This is a genomic window from Corynebacterium sp., assembly GCF_052107835.1.
Classification (GTDB): domain Bacteria; phylum Actinomycetota; class Actinomycetes; order Mycobacteriales; family Mycobacteriaceae; genus Corynebacterium.
The window spans coordinates 43,264-61,939 of record NZ_JBQEDF010000010.1 but is presented as its reverse complement, the minus strand read 5'-3'; the positions used below and the strand labels follow the sequence as shown (position 1 = coordinate 61,939).

Sequence of the window (18,676 nt, the reverse complement as noted above, 5' to 3'; positions counted from 1 at the left end):
TTGCAACTCCCGGACGTGGCTTAAGGAGCCACGCTCCTAGAGCGCGCGGACGTCCTCGGCCAGCCGGGCGATCTCAGTGGTATCCAGTGCCTTCTTCCCCGCCACCGCACAGCTGTCGAGCAGGTCGTAGCCGGTGTGCTGGACGGCGAGGTGCCGCCGCCACCGCCGGTCGTCGCGTTGGCGGTGGTTCTGCACCACCGCCTGGGAGTCCCGGCGTTCCCGCAGCAGTTCGTACTGCAGGTCACGCCGCTGCACCAGCGCCTCCTGCGCCGATGCCGTCACCATCACCCTGCCGAGCAGCGCGCCCATCGCGGTGACGCAGTTGTCCACCTGGCGCGCGGCCCGGCGCTCGTCGGCGTCCCGCAGGACGAACCACAGTGCGGCCATGGCGAACGCCGTCGCCAACCCGACCTCCGCGATTCGCGAGACCACACCTGATCCCAGCGGCTGGTGCATTCCCCCACCCATCATCATCGCCAGCGGTGTGATCACCACGACCGCCACCGCGTAGTTGCGCACGATGAAGATCTCCGCGAGGAACTGGCAGGCCGCCAGCGCCGCCAGCAGGCCGAACCCCTCGAGTTCCAGCAGGTGGAAACCGGCGAACAGGAGCACGCCGAGCACCGATCCGGCCAACCGGTGGACTCCGCGGATCGTCCCGGGCCGCAGGTCCGGACCCCACTGCAGGATCACCAGCACGGTCACAATGGCCCAGTCGGGGCGGTCGAGGCCCAGGGCGATGCCCAGAACCCCGGCGGCCAGCGACGCCACCATGATCTTCACCGACGTCGTCGCCGCGTGTGAGTCCCAGTTCAGGGAGCGGTAGAGCCGGTAGCGGATACTGGGTCGCAGCATCGGCACCGTTCCCGCGGCCACGTCCCCGCCACCGGCCAGGGTGCGGTGCGCCGCCAGGCAGCGGCGCACCAGGACCGGCGCGTCCGGCCCGACCTTCTCGCCACCGCGGACCAGACCGGCGTCGGCGAGGGCGTTCCACCCCTCCGTCAGTGCGCCCTTCACCCGGTGGATTGCGTCCACCGTCCGTTCCGCACCGGACGTGTAGGACGCCACCTGCACCTCGAGGCGTTCCACCGCCGAGGTCTCCGGACGCCGCCGCAGCGACGGAAACAGGGCCGGGACCATACCGATGGCCACGGCGCAGGACGCCCCGACCGCGGTCCACATGCCGACCTCCACCGGGTTCAGCCCCTGTTTCGCGACCATCGTGGAACCGCCGGTGACCATCACCAGGAAGAACGTCCCCGGAGGTGCCAGGGGCAACGCATTCTGCACGAACCCCGCCATCCCGGCCACGGCCGTGGTGAACAGGGCGATCAGCAGCAGCCACCACCGCCCGTCCTGCGCCCACACCACCGAGCCGACGAACGCCCCGGCCACCGCACCAGCGGCGAGGAAACCACCGGCGGTGGCCATCACCCGCCAGCGCGTCCTGAACGGCAGGCCCTCACCGAAGATCACGGCCAGGCCACCGCCCGCGATCATCAGCATCGCCGTGTCCTGCCCCGCCAGCAACGCCACCGACGCCGGCAGCACAACGGCCAGCGCCGCGCGAAGGGCACCGGGCCAGCGCGGGCCGGACGGATTCACCGCGGTCAGCAGCCGCCACCAGCCGGCCTGCGGTGGTGGGCTCTCGATGCGTCCGCTCACAGGTCCCCCTCCATTCCCGTCGACACCCGCTGCAGCCGGTTCCGCCGCCTGCTGTTCAGCAGCATGTCGGTGACGAACACCGCCAACGCCACCCAGATCACCGCGAAACCGACCCAGCGGGCCGGTTCGATGTACTCGTCGACGACCAGCACCGCCCACAGCATCTGCATCACCGGGGTCAGGTACTGCAGCATCCCCAGGCTCGTCAGCGACAGTTCGTGGGCCGCGCGGGCGAAGCACAGCAGCGGCAGCGCGGTGATCACCCCGGCGGTGACCAGCAGGAGTGCATGGTCCACGCCGTGGCCACCCTGGAACATCGTGCTGGTCCCCTGGGTCTGCAACCACGCCAGGAAGATCACGCCCACCGGCGCCAGCACCGCGGTCTCCGCCGTCAGCGACTGCAGCGGTGTCAGCGGCACCCGCTTCTTCAGCAGCCCGTACCCGGCGAACGACAGCGCGAGGCCCAGCGACACCACCGGTGGCTCACCGAGTGCCACGGTCAGGATCACCACGGCCACCCCGGCGATTCCGACGGACACCCACTGCAGCACGCGCAGTCTCTCACGCAGCACGATCACCCCCAGAAGCACGCTGACCAGGGGGTTGATGAAGTATCCCAGGGCGGCGTCGGCGACATGGTCGTTGTTGACCGCGTAGATGTAGAGGCCCCAGTTGCCGCCGATCAGCAGCCCGGCGATGGCGATGCGCAGCCACAGCTTCGGCGGGATCCTGCGCATCCAGCGGAAGCCCGTGGTGAACAGCAGGATCAGTGCGACGAAGGCCAGCGTCCACACGAAGCGGTGCGCCAGGATCTCCATCGGCTCCGCGGGACGCAGCAGCGGGAAGAACGCGGGGAAGAAACCCCACATCAGGTAGGCGAGAACTCCCCAGATCATTCGGGCACGTCCTCCGGGGCCAGCTCGGGCGCATCCTCGGGACCCCCGGCGGCCGGGGCCTCCGGGTTCCCGCGGGCCTCCGCGGTCACCGGACGCAGACCGATGCGTCCGAACACCGCGTCTGGGGGCAACGCCTCCACGGACAGGACGTCCCCGCGTCCCGCCAGCGCGGTCAGTTCGTCCGGGGTGCCGTGGACGACCACACCGAGGGTGTCGATGGCGGGGTCACCGACCTCCAGGCCCGCATTGACGGCGATCAGCTCCCGGGCGGACGCGAAGACGTCCTCGCGCCGGTGCCCGGCGGCCGGTTCTGGCAGCGGCCACTGCAGGTTCCCCGTCAACAGTGTGGACACGCGCAGGTCAGGCTGGTCGGAGACCATCATGGAAAGTGCCCCGGGATCGGCGGGTTGACCCGGTGTGACCAGGGCCCAGCGCGCACCGTCCCCGTAGTCGCCCATATCGTCCAGGCTGGCCTGCGCCCGCTCCAGGTACTCGGGCAGGGTCTCCCGGTTGTCCGGGCCCAGGGAATCGCCGTTGATCGCCTGCGGCTTCGACATCCGGTCGGAGTTCGACAGCACCACCACGGTCACCGCCAGTGCCACCAGGCACAGCACCGACACCCACATCACCCATGCGGGCCGCCGGGTGTCCTCCCACTCCCGTTTGCGCCGGACCTTCCGGTTCTCCGGGATCTGCGCCGGAGTTCGATCGGACCGGCCCATCAGTTCACCTCACGCAGCCGGTCGAGGGCGACCTGCAGGTCGTCCGGGTACGGGGACTCGATGTCCATCCACCGGCCGTCGGGGTGGGTGAACCCCAGGTGCACGGCGTGCAGCCACTGCCGGTTCAGCCCCAGGAACCCGGTGAGCGCGGGGTCGGAGCCGTACATCGGATCGCCGCAGCACGGGTGGTGCAGCGCGGAGAAGTGCACCCGGATCTGGTGGGTGCGCCCGGTCTCCAGGTGGACCTTCACCAGCGTGGCCTGCTGGAACGCCTCGATGGTCTCGTAGTGGGTCACCGCGTGGCGCCCACCCTCGCGCACCGCGAATTTCCAGCCCGCGCCGGGGTGGCGCGCGATCGGGGCGTCGATGGTGCCCACCGTCGGGTCGGGGTGGCCCTGCACCAGGGCGTGGTAGGTCTTGTCCACCGTGCGGTCGCGGAACGCCCGCTTCAGCACGGTGTACGCCCGCTCACTGGCGGCGACGACCATCACCCCGGACGTGCCGACGTCCAGGCGCTGCACGATGCCCTTGCGCTCCGGCGGGCCGGACGTGGAGATCCGGAAACCCTCGGCGGCCAGGCCCGAGGTCACCGTGGGCCCCTCCCAGCCGATGGTGGGGTGGGCGGCGACACCGACGGGCTTGTTCACCACGATGACGTCGTCGTCGGAGTAGAGGATCTCCATGCCCTCGACACGCTCGGCCGGCTCGTCGGCGAGGTCGCGCTCCGGTTCCGGCAGCGTGATGTCCAGCCAGGCCCCACCGGTCAGGCGGTCCGATTTCCCGGCCGCCGTCCCGTCCTGCGTGATGTCGCCGGACTCGGCGAGCTCGGCGACGACGGTGCGCGACAGCCCCAGCAGCTTCGACAGTCCGGCGTCCACCCGCATACCCGCCAGGCCGTCCGGGACGGGCATCATGCGCGACTCGCGGCTCACTTCACGGCCTCTGTTTCTTCCTCTGCCTCAGCCTTCCGGATCTCCCTGGGCTCGATGAACAGCACGTACACCAGGTAGGTGATGACACCGACGGTGATGCCCGCGTCCGCGACATTGAAGATCGCGAAATCGCCGATGGACACGAAATCGACGACGTGCCCGTGCAACCCACCCGGGTCCCGGAAGATGCGGTCAATGAGATTGCCCGCCGCGCCACCGCCGATCATCGCCACCGACGCCACCGTCCACGGCGAGGTCACCCGGAACGCGAGGACCGCGCAGACGACCACCGCGACCATCTGCAGGATGGAGAACACGACCGTGAAGTCCTCCCCCATCGAGAACGCCGCGCCCGAGTTGCGGATCAGGTAGAGCCGGGCGAACTCCCCGATCACCGGATACGACGTATACGGTTCGAGGTTCTCCACGACCAGCCATTTGGTCAGCTGGTCGACGGCTACGATCCCGGCCAACGGTATGAGCGCCCACGGGCGGACTTTCACTGCAGTCACGACGACCATCCTAGCCGTCACCCTCCCGGTCATTGGTACCCTGTCGGACGTGCGCACAAAACAGCTGTCCCGGGCCCTGTCGGCCCTGATGACCGCCCTCCTCACCGGATCCGTGATCACCGCCTGCTCCTCCGGCGACGAGGAGGACACCACCGAGGGGCCCGTCGATGCACCGGTCCCGGGCGTGTCCGTGACCGTCGATGATCCCGGCGAGGGTCCCACCGAACCCCTGGTCTGGTTCAACGACGACACCGAACAGCACTCCGTCTTCCGCGCAACCCAGGGACTGGAGCAGCGGACCGAGGGCGGCGACGCCTCCGACCTGGACACCGAGGACTCGGACGTCCTCGAATCCGACGACCTGCCCTACGAGGAGGTCACCATGGAACTCCCCCTGAGCGCGACCACCGACACCGACGGCGAGGAACTCGAGTCCACCGTGGCCGTCTCCGGCCCGCCCACCGGTGACAACACCGACCTCAACGAGGAGATCGCCTCCGGCGAGGGTTTCACCATGACCCAGAACCACTCCCAGGACGGCCGGGTGAGCTCACGGGGTTTCTCCGCCCCGGAGAACGCCTCGGACTCGGCGCGGCTCAACGTGGAGCAGTCGTTGACCCAGATGACGGACATCCCGCTCGTCTTCCCCAGCGATGAACTGGGCGTCGGGGCCCGCTGGACGGTCAACGGCCAGGCGGACGACCAGATGCTGGGCATCTCCATGCGCCAGGCCGTGACCTACACACTGGTGAACCGGGAGGGCTCACGCGTCGAACTCGACGTCTCCGTGGACCGCTCCCCGTCGGTGCAGCAGGTGCCGGGCTCCGATCTCCACGTCCTCGACTCCTCCGGGGAGTCCAGCGGAAACATCACCCTTGACCTGCGGCGCCCCGTGCCCGTGTCCGGGAAGATCGAGACTTCGTCGACGGTCACCTACGGCGAACCGGAGTCGCCGGTGAAGGTCATCCAGACCTCCCGTGCCACCTCCGCGTGGGAGCCGTCGGACGCCCCGGAGGAGTAACTACTCCGGTGCGGGTGCCGGGGCCTCGCCCTCGGGTGCGGGGGCCTCGCCCTCGGGTGCGGGTGCGTCGTCGAGGACGTCCCCGCACATCGGCGGCACGTCGTCCGGCGCCACATTCTGGACCAGGGTGCAGGCCCATTCGCGTGACAGCTTCCACTCACCGTTCTCGTTGATGAACTGCACACCGTCCATCACGATCGGCTCCTGGTCCGGCTGGACCAGGTTCGCGGTGGCGGTGACCTCCTGTGGGGTGATGCCCGGCAGAACCGGGTCGACGATCTCGAAGGTCGCGCCGGACTCCTGCTGCGACGCGATCATCACGTCGAACAGTTCCACGGCGGTCTCACCCTCCTCCACCGTGTTGGCCTTCTCCTCCGGCGGAACCTCGGGGTTCATGGCCTCGTCGATGACCACCTGCAGGTCAGCGGCGGCCGGGGTGGGAATCTCCTGCTCTTGCGCGTCCTGCGCGGCGGTGGTTCCCCCGCCGTTGTCCCCGCTGTCGTCATCATCGGACGAACAGGCCGTGATGGACAGGCCGGCGGTCATGGCGACGGCGGCGGCGAGGATGCGGGTGCGATTTTTCACGGTGGGGTGCTCCTTCGAGGGTCGAGCGGGTCAGGCGTGTGTTCCCGGCAGAGTCTACAGCCCGTGTGGCTGTACCCTGGTAATCCGTGACCCCCAGTATTTCTGTCCTCGGCACCGGCGGCACGATCGCCTGCACCGCCGACGCCCGTGGCGACCTCGTGCCCACCCGCAGCATCACTGACCTCCTGCAGGACGCCGGGGTCAGCCCGGACACCGTTGTCCCGCGGGACGTCCTCCAGCTGGATTCGTCCTCGATGTCCCTGTCTGACCTGGATTCCCTGCTGTCGTCGGTGCATGCCGCAGTGCAGGACGGCCCGGTCGTGGTCACGCACGGAACCGATTCGATGGAGGAGACGGCGATGGCCGTCGACCGGCTGGTCGGTGGACCGGTGGTGTTGACCGGGGCCCAGCGTCCCGCGGACGACCCCTCCCCGGACGGGCCGGGCAACCTGCGTGACGCCGTGGCTGCGGCGTCCCGCGTGGCATCCCCGGTCGTCGCGCTCGGCGGCGGGCTCGTGCCCGCCTATGGGGTCCGCAAGGTCCACACCACCGCCGACCGGGCATTCTCCTCTGCCGGTGCCGTGCGTCCCGGCACACTCCCGTCGGCCCCCGCTCCCCTGGCCGGCCTGCGCGTGGACATTATCCCTGCGTCCCAGGGGGCGGATTCCCGGCTCCTGGACGCGGCGGTGGACCACGGTGCGGACGGCATCGTGGTCGAGGCCTTCGGGTCGGGGAATGTCGGCGGACTGGCACCCGGGGTGCAGCGGGCGGTGGCTGCCGGGGTTCCCGTTGTGGTCGCCAGCAGGGTTCCGGCTGGCGGGGTGCACCTGGTCTACGGCGGCGCCGGCGGCGGACGCGAGATGGAGCGCAGCGGTGTCCGCAGCGCCGGGGAGCTGAGCCCCGCGCAGGCACGGATGGAGCTGCTCTGCGGGCTGGCGGTCGCCCGTTGCCCTACTCGAGGCTCTTGAGCGGGTCCCCGGGGCTCAGGTCCGGATCATCGACGGGGAAGGTCAGGGTGCGCCCGGGGCCGGAGGACCTGGTCTCGAACCGGATACTGACCACCCCGGCCCCGGTGCCCTGCACCCAACCATGACCGTGTTCGGCGTGGTGGATGTCCTGGGTGGGGAGCCAGTTGGTACTCGAGCTGGCCGTGGGCACTGTCTCGTCCTCCGTCTCGACGTCACCGACCTCCAGCATCCCGGGTTCCGGGAACAGGACGGTCTGGCGTTCCTCCGTCAGACCCGACAGGCTGACCCCGACCAGCCGTACGGCACCGGAACTCTCCGGTCTCGGAACGACGGAACGGGCGGCGGCGATGATCTCATCGAGGTCGTCGGTCGGCGCGATCAGGGTCGTTGACCGGGTGTGGGCCTGGAAGTCCGCGGTCCTGGTCTTCACGGTGACGGTCCGGGCGGCGCGTCCGTCACCGATCAGCCGGCGGCGCGCGGCGGTGGCGGTCTGCACGAGGACGGGATCGACCCCGGCGGTGGTGGCGGCGTCGACGGCCAGGGTGCGTTCCGCGGACACCTGTTTGGCGCGTGCCCGGGGTGCCACGGGCCGGGTGTCGTTGCCCCTCGCATAGGCCTGCACCTGCAGCCCGACGGAGCCGAGGAGTCCCTTGACGTCGACCTCGTCCATGTCGGTGAAGTCCCTGATGGTCGTCACCCCGATGTCCGCGAGCTTGTTCTGGGCGACCGGGCCGATGCCCCCGAGTTCGCCGACCGGACGCGGGCCGAAGGTCGCCTGACGGTCCTCGGCACTGACCACGGTGACACCGTGGGGCTTGGCAAGGTCGGAGGCCATTTTTGCGTCGAGCTTGGTGCTGGCGACACCGATGGAGCAGGGCAGGCCGACGTCCCTGTCGACGACGTCCTGGAGGGCATGTGCCCAGGATTCGACGTCGGCGGCGGGCAGGCCCTGCAGGTCCTCGGGTTCGAGGAAACCCTCGTCGATGCTGAGGTGTTCAACAATGCCGCCCTTACGGCCGAGGATCTCGAAGACCTGGGCGGAGACAGCGGAGTAGACACTGAAACGTGGGACGACCACGACAGCCTTTCCCCTGCACAGACGGACAGCCTGGTGCATGGGCATGGCGGAGCGTGCGCCGTAGACCCGTGATTCGTAGGACGCACCGGCGACGACGCCACGTCCGGATGCCCCACCGACGAGGACAGGACGTCCTGCGAGGGTGGGCCGGGTGAGTTGTTCGACGGAGGCGAAGAACGCGTCCATGTCGACGTGGACCACCCAGCGCGGCGTGGAGTTCATGAGTGAGATTCTATGCCCTGTGCTCAGAACGGTCGTTCCGTGGCGAAGACTTCCTCGAGTTCGGCGATGTGGGCGAGACGCTTGCCGTTGTGTTCGGCGAGGGTCCGGACTTTGCGGTGCAGGCGTTTGTCGAAGGTCATCACCGCTTGTGCCAGCGGCCCGGTGGGTACATCGACCACGGTGTGGCCGTCGTCGATGCTGGTCCAGTGGTCGGTACCGTCGGGGTTGAGGGTGACGTCCCAGATCCCGCGGGTCTTCAGTGCGTGGCACGCCGGACACAGTGAATGCTCGGCCCAGGTCGCGGTCTTCCCCCGTGCGCTGGGATCGTCGGTGTCGAACCGGGCGACATGGTCGATCTGCGCGGTCGCGGCAGCCTTGTCGCACCCCGGGCCGCGGCAGGCCCCGTCGCGTCCGGCGATCGTCGCGCGCTGGTGGGTGGTGTTGGTGTAGCCGTCGACCTCGCTGTGCCCGGCGACGCACAGTTCGGTGACCCGGGCCATCCAGCACTCGGTGGCGGTGCCGGACAGCCAGGTGTTCTCCAGGTGCATCGTGGCGGTGTCGAGGTTGCGGTAGCAGTTCAATGTCACGGTGACTGCTCCGGCGGCATGCGCCCGGCCGTGGAGCAGTTCAATGAACGCTGTCGCCCGCGAGCAGTCCAGCTTCTCGGCGACGGCGTCGATGATCCGGACTGCGCCGAGGCCTTCGTCACTGGGCACGGTGATGTGCAGACCGGTGGTCGTGAGGTCGCGGTCGTCAACCTGGAAGTCCAGTTGGGCCTGCGGTGGGGGAAGTTCGCCGTCACCGTCGGGCTCGATGGGCCGGGCCTCCGGGGCAATTTCGGCGATGATCTCCGCGACCTGACGCCGCAGGACATACACCCCGGGAACCACCTGGCGGGGGCGCACCGGCGTCAACAGCCGGTAGATGGCACGGTCTACCGCGGTGATGTGCTCGTCGGCGACCGGGCCGACCGCGTCAGCGAGCACGCGCATGTGGTCGAAGGAGAACGCCCCACAACTCAACGCCCTGCCGATCTCGGGGCAGCGGGCGAACATGGTGCCGATGTCGCTGTAGGCCAGGGCCTTGCCCGTGGATACCCCCAGTTGGACGGCAACCGCCCGGATATGGCGGGACACCTCGGTCTGCGGCGACGGGGTGGCACCGATTGCGAGCAGAAGTTCGAGTCGATTGATCTGCAACTTGACGATGTTCCCGTCACCGCAGCCGGTCGCCCAGTAGTCAACACCGGGGAAAGGCTCGGTGATGTCGAGGCGGTGAACTGGAAGGATGTCGTCCGGCGGTCGTGGCATTATGTCCCCTGATAGCACGAGATACGGTGTGTTTTCTCCCCCGATACTACCGCGTCTTCACATTCTAGTCAACCACATGTTCGATTCTTGGTTCGGCGTTGGATGGCATGCGGAAACAAGGAACCGGGACCGTCCCTGACATGGACGGTCCCGGTTCAGATGATGCGGAGCAGTGACCTACACAGCCACCGTCGCGACATCAGCGGAGCACCCGTCACCGACGTCATGCGCCAGGGACTCCCCGACGACCACGGTCACCGAGGTGGCCAGCACCTCGCCGGCGATGGTGCCGGCCTGCGCGCGGGCCCACGGCTCCTTCTCCTCGGGCACCGACAGCGTCAGCGAGATCCGGTCGGAGACGTCGAATCCGGAGGCCTTGCGGGCGTCCTGGATGCCACGCACCCGGTCCGCCGCCCAGCCCTCCGCCTCGAGTTCGGGGGTGACGGCGGTGTCCAGCACGACCAGGCCGTCCCCGCCGGTGATCTCGGCGGTGTTGTCCGGGTCCTCGGCCACCAGCTTGCGGCTGAACTCGCCCTCGAGCAGCACGATCCCGTCGGCGACCACCTCGCCGGCGTCGGACACGGTGTAGTTGCCGCTCTTCACACCCTTGATGACCTTCTGGACGTCCTTGCCCAGGCGTGGTCCGGCGACGCGCGCATTGACGACGACCTCGAAGCGACCCACGGACGCGACATCGTCAGTCAAGGAAACCTCCTTGACATTGACCTCATCGCGGATGATCGAGGAGAAATCGTCGAGCCGTGCGGAATCGGGCAGTGCCACAGTCAGCCCCGGTAGCGGCAGACGGTTGCGCAGCTTGTGCGACTTACGCAGCGAGGACGCCGCGGAGCAGACGCCACGCACCGCGTCCATCGCTGCGACGAGTTCCCGGTCCTCGGGCAGTTCGGACGCCGACGGGTAGTCGGTGAGGTGCACGGAACGCTCGCCGGTCAGACCACGCCAGATGACCTCCGTGGTCATCGGCAGCAGCGGGGCCGCGAGCCGGCTCAGCGTCTCCAGCACGGTGTAGAGCGTGTTGAAGGCTTCCGGGTGGCCGTTCTCCCCGGAGTCGCCCGCCCAGAAACGGTCGCGGGAGCGCCGGACGTACCAGTTGGTCAGCGCGTCGCAGAACTGGCGGATCTCGTCGGTCGCCGCGGCGATGTTCGTGTCGTCCAGTGCCTGTGCGGTCGCCGCCACGGTGTCGTGCAGCTTCGCCAGGATGTAACGGTCGAGGACATTCGTCGAGGACGTGTCAGTCTGCGCCGGGGTGTGGGCGTACAGCCGCAGGAAGGAGTAGGCGTTCCACATCGGCAGCATCGCCTGGCGCACACCTTCGCGGATGCCCTGCTCGGTGACGATGAGGTTGCCACCGCGCAGGATCGGGGAACTCATCAGGAACCAGCGCATCGCGTCCGAGCCGTCGCGGTCGAAGACCTCGTTGACGTCCGGGTAGTTGCCCTTGGACTTCGACATCTTCAGGCCGTCATCGCCCAGGACGATGCCGTGGGAGACGACCTTGGTGAACGCCGGACGGTCGAACAGGGCTGTGCCCAGCACGTGCAGCAGGTAGAACCAGCCGCGGGTCTGGCCGATGTACTCCACGATGAAGTCCGCCGGGGAATGGGAGTCGAACCACTCCTTGTTCTCGAACGGGTAGTGGACCTGTGCGAACGGCATGGAACCGGAGTCGAACCAGACGTCCAGCACATCGGGGACGCGGCGCATGGTCGACTGGCCCGTCGGATCGTCCGGGTTGGAACGGGTCAGCTCGTCGATGTACGGACGGTGCAGTGACTCCGGTCGCACGCCGAAGTCCGCCTCCAGCTCGTCGAGAGAGCCGTAGACGTCGGTGCGCGGGTACTCGTCGTTGTCGGAGACCCACACCGGGATCGGCGAACCCCAGTAGCGCGAGCGGGAGATGTTCCAGTCGCGGGCGTTCTCCAGCCACTTGCCGAACTGCCCGTCACGGATGTGCTCGGGGATCCACTCGATCTGCTCGTGGTTGAGCTCCACCATGCGGTCCCGGAAGGACGACACGGACACGAACCAGCTGGGCAGCGCCATGTAGATCAGCGGCTCGCCGGAGCGCCAGGAGTGCGGGTAGGAGTGCTCGATGGTCTGGTGGCGCACCACACGGCCCGCGTCCTTGAGGTCGCGGATGATGTCCTTGTTGGCGTCGAAGACCAGCTGCCCCTCGTAGTCAGGCACCAGGGAGGTGAACTTGCCGTCCAGGTCGACGGGCACGACGACGTCGATGCCCGCCTCATTGCAGGTGATCATGTCGTCCTCACCGAAGGCCGGGGCCTGGTGGACGATGCCGGTGCCGTCCTCGGTGGTGACGTAGTCCGCGGCGAGGATGCGGAAGGCCCGCTTCTCCCCCAGCTCAGCGCGGTCGGCGAAGAAACCGAACACCGGCTCGTAGGTCAGGCCCACCAGCTGTGCACCGGTGAACTCGGCGACGGCCGGTGCGTCCTCGCCGAGCTCCTTGGCGTAGGCGCCGACCAGATCCTTCGCGATGAGTACGGATCCCACGGCGGAGTCGACCAGCACGTAGGTGACCTCCGGGTGCACGGCGAGGGCGAGGTTCGACGGCAGGGTCCACGGCGTGGTCGTCCACGCCAGCGCCGCGGCATCGGCGAGCTCGGGGTGCGCGGCCAGTGTGTCCTCGGCGGCGGTTCCGGGCTGCGCACCGGTGACCGGGAACGTCACGGTGAGCGTGGGGTCCTGGCGCATCTTGTAGGAGTCGTCCAGGCGGGTCTCCTGGTTCGACAGCGGGGTGTGCTCCGCCCAGGAGTACGGCAGGACGCGGAAACCCTGGTACACCAGGCCCTTGTTGTAGAGCTCCTTGAAGGCCCAGATGACCGACTCCATGTAGGAGAGGTCCATGGTCTTGTAGCCGTTGTCGAAGTCCACCCAGCGGGCCTGGCGGGTCACGTAGTCCTTCCACTCACCCGCGTAGCGCAGCACCGACTTGGCGCAGTAGTCGTTGAAGGAGGCCAGCCCCATCTTCTCGACACCGGCCTTGTCGGTGATCCCCAGCTGCTTCTCCGCCTCGAGCTCGGCGGGCAGGCCGTGGGTGTCCCAGCCGAAGACGCGGGGCACCCGGTAACCGCGCATGGTCTTGTAGCGCGGGACGATGTCCTTGACGTAGCCGGTGAGCAGGTGGCCGTAGTGCGGCAGGCCGTTGGCGAACGGCGGACCGTCGTAGAAGATGTACTCCGGCGACCCCTCACGGTTGTCGAGGGATGCCTGGAAGGTGTCGTCCTGCGCCCAGTAGTCCAGGACGTTGCGTTCCATCAGGGGGAACGAATTGGTGCCGTCCGACATGTCGTTGCGGGGGTAGGCACCGCCGGCGGGGCTGGTCATTGCGGTCTCCTTTGTGGGATGTCTCGTGCATTCCACAGGGACGGGGCCCGTCTTCTGGGCCACGCGGTACCACCCCGCTTGGATTCCGGTGGGAATCCCTCTTGTTCCTACGGCTGTGACGTGCCGCGACTCCGTCCGGTTCTACTGGGGCTCGCGCCTGTTCCTCCGGATCCGCTCCCCGGTGATGGCCGGATCAGTGCGGTTGCTGCTGAGTGAGTGTACGCCTCAGCGCCGTCGCTGGATAACCAGGTCCACGACGAAGGTCACGACGCCGACGACGGCGATGCAGATGCAGATCCACGCCCACAGTGTGGAGCCCACGTAGAGGGCCACGAGCAGGGCAATGAAGCCCAGCAGCGCGAGGAGGAGGGAGAGTGCGAGCATCGCCGGTCAGCGTCGGATCACTTGTCGCCGAAGTCGATGTTCGAGTTCGGCGCCGCGGTGCTCCGGCTGTTGAGGTCCTCCAGCTGGGACTCCAGGAAGGTCTTCAACCGGGTGCGGTACTCGCGCTCGTAGGTGCGCAGTTCCTCGATCCGGCCCTCAAGTGCGGTCTGCTGCTTCTTGACGGTGGTCATGATCTCGGTGTGCTTGCGCTCCGCGTCCTGCTGCAGTGCGGTGGCCTTCTCCTGGGCGGAGCGGACCTGTGCATCGGCCTGCGCGGTGGCGTCCGAGATGAGGGTCTCGGACTTCTGCTGGGCGTCGGCCAGGAGGGTGTCCGCCTTCTGCTGGGCGTCCGCCACAGTGGTCTGGGCGTTCTGCTCGGCATCGGCGAGCTGCTTCTCGGAACGCTCCTGGGCATCGGCCAGCTGCGCGGTCGAGGTGTTGTTGGCGTCCTCGAGGGTGCTGTTGGCCTCCGCGCGGGCGTCGTCCAGCATCGCCTGGGACTCCTGCTTGGCGTCACCGGTGAGCCGGTCGGCCATCTCCTGCGCCAGGGACAGGACGCGGGCGGCCTGCATGTGGGTCTCGGCGCTGGCGAGCCCCGTGGTGTCGGCGGGTGCTGCCGCTGCGGCGGCGACAGGTGCCTCGGCCCCGGAACCTGCGGCGGCACCGGCCTCCGCGGCGGCTGCCGCGCGGCTCTCGGCGTCCGCGGCGGACTGCTCGGCGTCGGCGGCACGCTGGTCGGCGGATGCCGCGGACTCCTGCGCCTGCTGGAGCTCGGCCTCGAGCTCGGCGACACGCGACTGGGCGGCCTCGAGATCGGCGGTGAGCGCAGCGTCTGCGGAGCCTGCGTCGGTGGCAACGGCCGCGGCGGGGGCGGCGCCCTCGCCGGAACCCGCCTGCCCGCGGAGTTCATCGTTCTCGTCCTGGAGTTCGGCGAGCGTGTCCTCGACGAGATCGAGGAACTGGTCAACCTCGTCCTCGTTGTAGCCACGCTTGCCGATCGGCGGCTTGCTGAATGCCACGTTATGAACGTCAGCGGGAGTCAACGGCATCGGTAGTTCCCTTCACAGTCGATGTTTTCCGCTGGCCGGGAAGGCCAACGGAAGAGTCAGTCACGATGTTATCAGCGACTACGGTCACGGGGCTGGGCTCAAGCTCAACCTCATGTGCAGCCTTTCCGCACAGTTATACCCCACTTCTTTTCCCACCTGCAAGAACGATCAGGAAAAGATCAGGCCACACCATTGCCCACGCTGATGAGAATGCTGCTGAGGATGGACACCGCGAAGAACAGGATCAGGATGGACACGTCCAGCGCAACACCACCGAGACGCAGCGGCGGGATCAGACGGCGCAGTGGTTTCACGGCGAAATCCGTGAGCACGAACACCGGTTCGGCGAAGAGCGCGAACCGCCTCGACGGGCGCCAGTTGCGGGAGAATGAGCGGACCATCTCCACGATGACCCGTGCCAGGAGCACGAACCAGTAGACGCGGAGAAGGAGAGCGAGAATGTACAGGGTGGTTGCCACGGGGTTTACTGGTCCTCCACCAGCTGGTCAAGCTGGCTCTGGTCAAGGGTCACGGACGCGGGGACCAGAGCGAAGTTGCGCAGGCCTCCCAACTTCTTCAGCGTACCGTCCAGTCCCTTGGCCAGACCAACGGCGAAGTCCAGCACACGGCTGGCCTCGGCTTTCTCCATGCCGGACAGGTTGAGCACGACGATGTCGCCGGCCTTGAACTCCGTAGCGAGTTCACCGGCCTGCTGGAAGGAGCTCAGCGCCAGGCGTACGACCTGGGGTTCGCGTGCGGACACCGGGGACACCGGCGGGGTCGCCGCGGCACTACGGGAGGAACGGGGCTCGTAATCCCTGCCGTCCCGGTCATCCCCGACGTCCCGGCTGTCGCGCCGGTCGAGGTCGGCGTAGCGGCTCGGCCGGTCGCCACGGCGGTACTCCCCCGGCCCGGGGGCGGCGGCGTCCTCACGGTCGTCGTAGGAGGCCCCGCGTCCCCGGTCCTCGTCGAACTCGTCGCGGTAGTAGGGGTCCTCGTAGCTGTCTACCTCACCGAAGCCGAAAAAGCCCTTGACTTTTTCGCTGAATCCATCTGCCATGGTCTCTCTCGCTTTCTGTGGGACGGTACCGGTGTACCCGTGTGCGTCATCTGTCGAAATTACCGTTAGTGGGCCCGTCCTGCTCCGGACGACACGCCCCGGCAGGCATCCAGACCACCCCGGCCTGGCGGCCCGTGGTCCCCTCCCGCCGGTACGAGAAGAAATTCCGGGCGGTCACCGTGCTCCGGGGGTCTGCGTCGATCAGACGCACCCCGAGGCCCAGGAGCTGGCGGGTGATCCCGGCCCGGATGTCGAGCCCGGGGGTCCCCTTCCCGGTGGTGGTGCGCGACCCGGGGAGCTTCGACTCGACGTCCTCCGCCATCTCCGCCGGGACCTCGTAGTCCTCGCCCGCCGCCGCGGCACCCATCAGCGCGTGTATCCGTGCGGGGGTGGCACCGAGTTCCACCATCCGTTCCACCGTCCGGGCGACGACGCCGTTGCGGGCGCCGATGCGTCCCGCGTGCACCGCGGCAACCACGCCGGCCTCCCCGTCGGACAGGAGCACGGGGACGCAGTCGGCGGTGAGCACCACCAGCGCCACACCGGGGAGGTCCGTGACCAGGGCGTCGGTGACCTCCACCGGGGCACCGTGCAGCCCGTCGAGCAGGTCCCCGGTGACCACCGTGACATTCGGCGAGTGGATCTGCTCCATGTAGACCAGGTTGTCCCCGGGCAGGCCGATCAACCCCGCCAGCCGGGCCCGGTTTGCGGCGACGGTGTCCGGGTCGTCACCGACGTGGTCGGCGAGGTTCCCGCCGTTGCGGTCGGTGACGACCTTGCGGACCCGGGGATCAGAGGAAGGTCGGGACATCGAGGTCGTCTTCCCCGCCGTCGCCCTCGTCGCGGCGGTCCGCGCGACGGTCGTCACGGCGGGGCTCCGTCGAGGTGAACAGCCCGGAGTTGCCCTGGCCGCCGTGGGAGGGCTCGGACGACGACCCGGGGACGCCGGTGCGCTCACGGCGGGTGAAGCTCGTGGACTCGGCGGCGGGTGCCGGGGACTGGGACGGGGCCGGTGCCTCGTCGCCGGAGAAGATACCGGAGGACTGCTGCGTCCGGGAGGCGTGCTGCGGCTGGGCCGGCTGGGCATCGCCCTCGGGTGCGCGGTGCTGGCCGCGGCGCGGGGAGGCCTGGACGTTCGGGGAGTCGTCGAAGCCCGTGGCGATGACGGTGACCCGCACCTCGTCGCCGAGCTGGTCGTCGATGATGGTCCCGAAGATGATGTTGGCGTCCTCGTCGGCGAGGTCCTGGACGATCGACGCCGCCTCGTTGACCTCGAACAGACCCAGGTCGGAGCCGCCGGCGAAGGACAGCAGCACGCCCTTGGCGCCCTGCATCGTGGTCTCGAGCAGCGGCGAGTTGATCGCCAGTTCTGTGGCCTTGCGGGACCGGTCGTCCCCGCGGGAGCTGCCGATGCCCATCAGGGCGGAACCGGCGTCGGTCATCACGGAGCGGACGTCGGCGAAGTCGACGTTGATCACGCCGGGGGTGGTGATCAGGCGGGTGATGCCCTCGACACCGGAGTGCAGTACCTCGTCCGCCTTGCGGAAGGCGTCCATGAGCTGGAGATCCTGGTCGCCCATGCGCAGCAGGCTGTCGTTCGGGATGACGATCAGGGTGTCGCAGACGTCGCGGAGCTGCTCGATGCCCTCGAGTGCCTGCTTGGAACGCCGCGCGCCCTCGAAGGAGAACGGGCGGGTGACGACACCGACGGTCAGTGCGCCCTTCTTCTTGGCGATGTTGGCGACGACCGGTGCCGCACCGGTACCGGTGCCGCCACCCTCGCCGCAGGTCACGAAGACCATGTCGGAGCCCTCGATGACCTCCTCGATCTGTTCCTTGTGGTCCTCCGCGGACTTGCGGCCGACCTCCGGGTTCGCGCCGGCGCCGAGACCGCGGGTCTCGGCCTGGCCGATGTCGAGCTTGGTGTCCGCGTCGGTGAGGAGCAGCGCCTGTGCGTCGGTGTTGATCGCGACGAACTCCACGCCCTGGAGATTCGCGTCGATCATCCGGTTGACGGCGTTGACTCCACCGCCGCCGACACCGACGACGGTGATCTTGGCGAGATGGTTGTCGTAGAGGGTCATGGTGTGCGCTCTCTCTTTCTGGAAGACTTCGCTGTCGTGAACGGGTGCCCGGAACTTGTCCTGTTTCTCGGGACCAATTGTGTGTGACACCGACGTCATTTCCGCGCACATTTCTTGTGGCGTGTCGTATCCTTAAAGGTCAGGTTGAGAGTTATCCTGCCTCGTCACGCACGGTGGGGACCGCCGGATTCGACACGTTCCACACGCTCCCCTCACGGCCGAGCACCACCCGGGTCGCCTCCGCCTTCTCCTCGGCGCGTTCGGCTGAACCCCAGTAGACTTCGCGGCCCTCGGGGAACCGCAGCGTCACGTCCTCCGCCGACGGTGCGTCCACCTCCTCGACCTGTTCCAGCAACCCCTCCGGCAGCGACCCCAGGACCGACCCGGCCGCCTCCACCGCATCCTGGTCGTCGGAGGACGCCTTCACCGGCGTCGTGCCCTCCGGTGCCGCACCGCGCAGGAACACGCGTCCGTCCCCGTTGATCACGGCGGACTCCCCGCCGTCCTCCACGACACCGACGGCCTCGTACTCGGTGATCCGCACCACCGCCGTCGACGGCCAGGACCGGGACACGGTGACCTTCTCCACCCACGGCAGCCCGGACACGGCCCGGGCGGCGGCGTCGGTGTCGGTGAACAGGAGGTTCTCCCCCTGCGAGAGACCGGAGGCGGACTCCACCTCCTCCGTGTCCAGCTGGGCCGCCCCCTCGATGTCGATCTCCCGGAGGTTGAACAGCGGGCTGAGCAGGGCCACCCCGGCGAGGACCACCACCAGGACGAGCACGCCGAGTGCCCCGAGGAGCACCGGCCTCCTCCGTTTCC

Annotated in this window: 18 protein-coding genes; 2 read left to right on the top strand and 16 right to left on the bottom strand. The window is 68.5% G+C overall.

Annotated elements, in window-relative coordinates; translation table 11 throughout:
• Positions 1 to 36 precede the first annotated feature (36 nt).
• Genes ACTIL2_RS04285 through lspA form a run of 5 tightly spaced genes read right to left on the bottom strand, consistent with a single transcriptional unit; the run spans position 37 to position 4,736 of the window.
• Positions 37 to 1,665 (bottom strand): FUSC family protein, encoded by a 1,629-nt coding sequence (locus ACTIL2_RS04285; RefSeq protein ID WP_442336220.1) that lies wholly within the window; start codon positions 1,663 to 1,665, stop codon positions 37 to 39.
• Positions 1,662 to 2,561, bottom strand: a complete 900-nt coding sequence (gene rarD / locus ACTIL2_RS04280) for an EamA family transporter RarD (protein WP_442336219.1) — start codon at positions 2,559 to 2,561, stop codon at positions 1,662 to 1,664. Before rarD ends, ACTIL2_RS04285 begins: the two co-directional genes overlap by 4 nt.
• Positions 2,558 to 3,283 carry a hypothetical protein gene (locus ACTIL2_RS04275; protein WP_442336218.1) on the bottom strand — a complete coding sequence of 242 codons (726 nt, stop codon included), beginning with the start codon at positions 3,281 to 3,283 and terminating at the stop codon, positions 2,558 to 2,560. Before ACTIL2_RS04275 ends, rarD begins: the two co-directional genes overlap by 4 nt.
• Positions 3,283 to 4,194 carry an RluA family pseudouridine synthase gene (locus tag ACTIL2_RS04270; protein WP_442336241.1) on the bottom strand — a complete coding sequence of 304 codons (912 nt, stop codon included), beginning with the start codon at positions 4,192 to 4,194 and terminating at the stop codon, positions 3,283 to 3,285. The genes ACTIL2_RS04275 and ACTIL2_RS04270 overlap by 1 nt, the downstream gene beginning before the upstream one ends.
• Positions 4,195 to 4,211: 17 nt before the next feature.
• Positions 4,212 to 4,736 carry a signal peptidase II gene (gene lspA / locus ACTIL2_RS04265; RefSeq protein WP_442336217.1) on the bottom strand — a complete coding sequence of 175 codons (525 nt, stop codon included), beginning with the start codon at positions 4,734 to 4,736 and terminating at the stop codon, positions 4,212 to 4,214.
• Positions 4,737 to 4,776: 40 nt separating this feature from the next.
• Here lspA and ACTIL2_RS04260 point away from each other — a divergent pair, with 40 nt between their 5' ends.
• Positions 4,777 to 5,748 (top strand): hypothetical protein, encoded by a 972-nt coding sequence (locus ACTIL2_RS04260; RefSeq protein ID WP_442336216.1) that lies wholly within the window; start codon positions 4,777 to 4,779, stop codon positions 5,746 to 5,748.
• Here ACTIL2_RS04260 and ACTIL2_RS04255 read toward each other — a convergent pair whose 3' ends face one another.
• On the bottom strand, positions 5,749 to 6,333 hold the full coding sequence (locus ACTIL2_RS04255) for a hypothetical protein (protein ID WP_442336215.1): 585 nt from the start codon (positions 6,331 to 6,333) through the stop codon (positions 5,749 to 5,751).
• 86 nt (positions 6,334 to 6,419) lie between these two features.
• Here ACTIL2_RS04255 and ACTIL2_RS04250 point away from each other — a divergent pair, with 86 nt between their 5' ends.
• Positions 6,420 to 7,301, top strand: a complete 882-nt coding sequence (locus tag ACTIL2_RS04250; protein WP_442336214.1) for an asparaginase domain-containing protein — start codon at positions 6,420 to 6,422, stop codon at positions 7,299 to 7,301.
• Here the strand turns inward: ACTIL2_RS04250 and ACTIL2_RS04245 are convergent.
• The 10 genes from ACTIL2_RS04245 to ACTIL2_RS04200 all read right to left on the bottom strand — a co-directional run bounded on the left by ACTIL2_RS04245 (position 7,285) and on the right by ACTIL2_RS04200 (position 18,659).
• The gene (locus tag ACTIL2_RS04245; RefSeq protein ID WP_442336213.1) at positions 7,285 to 8,601 is read right to left on the bottom strand and encodes a DNA polymerase IV; all 1,317 of its coding nucleotides are present in this window, start codon (positions 8,599 to 8,601) and stop codon (positions 7,285 to 7,287) included. The two genes, ACTIL2_RS04250 and ACTIL2_RS04245, sit on opposite strands and share 17 nt — an antisense overlap.
• 23 nt (positions 8,602 to 8,624) lie before the next feature.
• Positions 8,625 to 9,911 carry an HNH endonuclease signature motif containing protein gene (locus ACTIL2_RS04240; protein ID WP_442336212.1) on the bottom strand — a complete coding sequence of 429 codons (1,287 nt, stop codon included), beginning with the start codon at positions 9,909 to 9,911 and terminating at the stop codon, positions 8,625 to 8,627.
• Positions 9,912 to 10,088: 177 nt separating this feature from the next.
• Positions 10,089 to 13,277 carry an isoleucine--tRNA ligase gene (ileS, locus tag ACTIL2_RS04235; protein ID WP_442336211.1) on the bottom strand — a complete coding sequence of 1,063 codons (3,189 nt, stop codon included), beginning with the start codon at positions 13,275 to 13,277 and terminating at the stop codon, positions 10,089 to 10,091.
• Between the two features lie 225 nt (positions 13,278 to 13,502).
• A complete protein-coding gene (locus ACTIL2_RS04230; RefSeq protein WP_442336210.1) occupies positions 13,503 to 13,661 on the bottom strand; it encodes a hypothetical protein in 159 nt (52 codons plus the stop codon).
• A 17-nt stretch (positions 13,662 to 13,678) separates the two neighbouring features.
• Complete coding sequence (locus ACTIL2_RS04225; protein ID WP_442336209.1) at positions 13,679 to 14,710, bottom strand: DivIVA domain-containing protein; 1,032 nt, start codon at positions 14,708 to 14,710, stop codon at positions 13,679 to 13,681.
• Positions 14,711 to 14,889: 179 nt separating this feature from the next.
• Complete coding sequence (locus ACTIL2_RS04220) at positions 14,890 to 15,189, bottom strand: YggT family protein (RefSeq protein ID WP_442336208.1); 300 nt, start codon at positions 15,187 to 15,189, stop codon at positions 14,890 to 14,892.
• A gap of 5 nt (positions 15,190 to 15,194) precedes the next feature.
• Complete coding sequence (locus ACTIL2_RS04215; RefSeq protein WP_442336207.1) at positions 15,195 to 15,770, bottom strand: cell division protein SepF; 576 nt, start codon at positions 15,768 to 15,770, stop codon at positions 15,195 to 15,197.
• A 46-nt stretch (positions 15,771 to 15,816) separates the two neighbouring features.
• A complete protein-coding gene (gene pgeF / locus ACTIL2_RS04210; RefSeq protein WP_442336206.1) occupies positions 15,817 to 16,581 on the bottom strand; it encodes a peptidoglycan editing factor PgeF in 765 nt (254 codons plus the stop codon).
• Positions 16,562 to 17,854 (bottom strand): cell division protein FtsZ, encoded by a 1,293-nt coding sequence (gene ftsZ, locus ACTIL2_RS04205; RefSeq protein WP_442336205.1) that lies wholly within the window; start codon positions 17,852 to 17,854, stop codon positions 16,562 to 16,564. The genes pgeF and ftsZ overlap by 20 nt, the downstream gene beginning before the upstream one ends.
• 151 nt (positions 17,855 to 18,005) lie before the next feature.
• The gene (locus ACTIL2_RS04200) at positions 18,006 to 18,659 is read right to left on the bottom strand and encodes a cell division protein FtsQ/DivIB (protein ID WP_442336204.1); all 654 of its coding nucleotides are present in this window, start codon (positions 18,657 to 18,659) and stop codon (positions 18,006 to 18,008) included.
• Between the last annotated feature and the right edge of the window lie 17 nt (positions 18,660 to 18,676).

Excerpts from the sequence above, each read along its gene's own strand:
- rarD (WP_442336219.1), bottom strand. The coding sequence starts at position 2,561 with ATGATCTGGGGAGTTCTCGCCTACCTGATGTGGGGTTTCTTCCCCGCG.
- ACTIL2_RS04275 (WP_442336218.1), bottom strand. The coding sequence starts at position 3,283 with ATGGGCCGGTCCGATCGAACTCCGGCGCAGATCCCGGAGAACCGGAAG.
- ACTIL2_RS04270 (WP_442336241.1), bottom strand. The coding sequence starts at position 4,194 with ATGCCCGTCCCGGACGGCCTGGCGGGTATGCGGGTGGACGCCGGACTG.
- lspA (WP_442336217.1), bottom strand. The coding sequence starts at position 4,736 with ATGGTCGTCGTGACTGCAGTGAAAGTCCGCCCGTGGGCGCTCATACCG.
- ACTIL2_RS04245 (WP_442336213.1), bottom strand. The coding sequence starts at position 8,601 with ATGAACTCCACGCCGCGCTGGGTGGTCCACGTCGACATGGACGCGTTC.
- ACTIL2_RS04240 (WP_442336212.1), bottom strand. The coding sequence starts at position 9,911 with ATGCCACGACCGCCGGACGACATCCTTCCAGTTCACCGCCTCGACATC.
- ileS (WP_442336211.1), bottom strand. The coding sequence starts at position 13,277 with ATGACCAGCCCCGCCGGCGGTGCCTACCCCCGCAACGACATGTCGGAC.
- ACTIL2_RS04230 (WP_442336210.1), bottom strand. The coding sequence starts at position 13,661 with ATGCTCGCACTCTCCCTCCTCCTCGCGCTGCTGGGCTTCATTGCCCTG.
- ACTIL2_RS04225 (WP_442336209.1), bottom strand. The coding sequence starts at position 14,710 with ATGCCGTTGACTCCCGCTGACGTTCATAACGTGGCATTCAGCAAGCCG.
- ACTIL2_RS04215 (WP_442336207.1), bottom strand. The coding sequence starts at position 15,770 with ATGGCAGATGGATTCAGCGAAAAAGTCAAGGGCTTTTTCGGCTTCGGT.
- pgeF (WP_442336206.1), bottom strand. The coding sequence starts at position 16,581 with ATGTCCCGACCTTCCTCTGATCCCCGGGTCCGCAAGGTCGTCACCGAC.
- ftsZ (WP_442336205.1), bottom strand. The coding sequence starts at position 17,854 with ATGACCCTCTACGACAACCATCTCGCCAAGATCACCGTCGTCGGTGTC.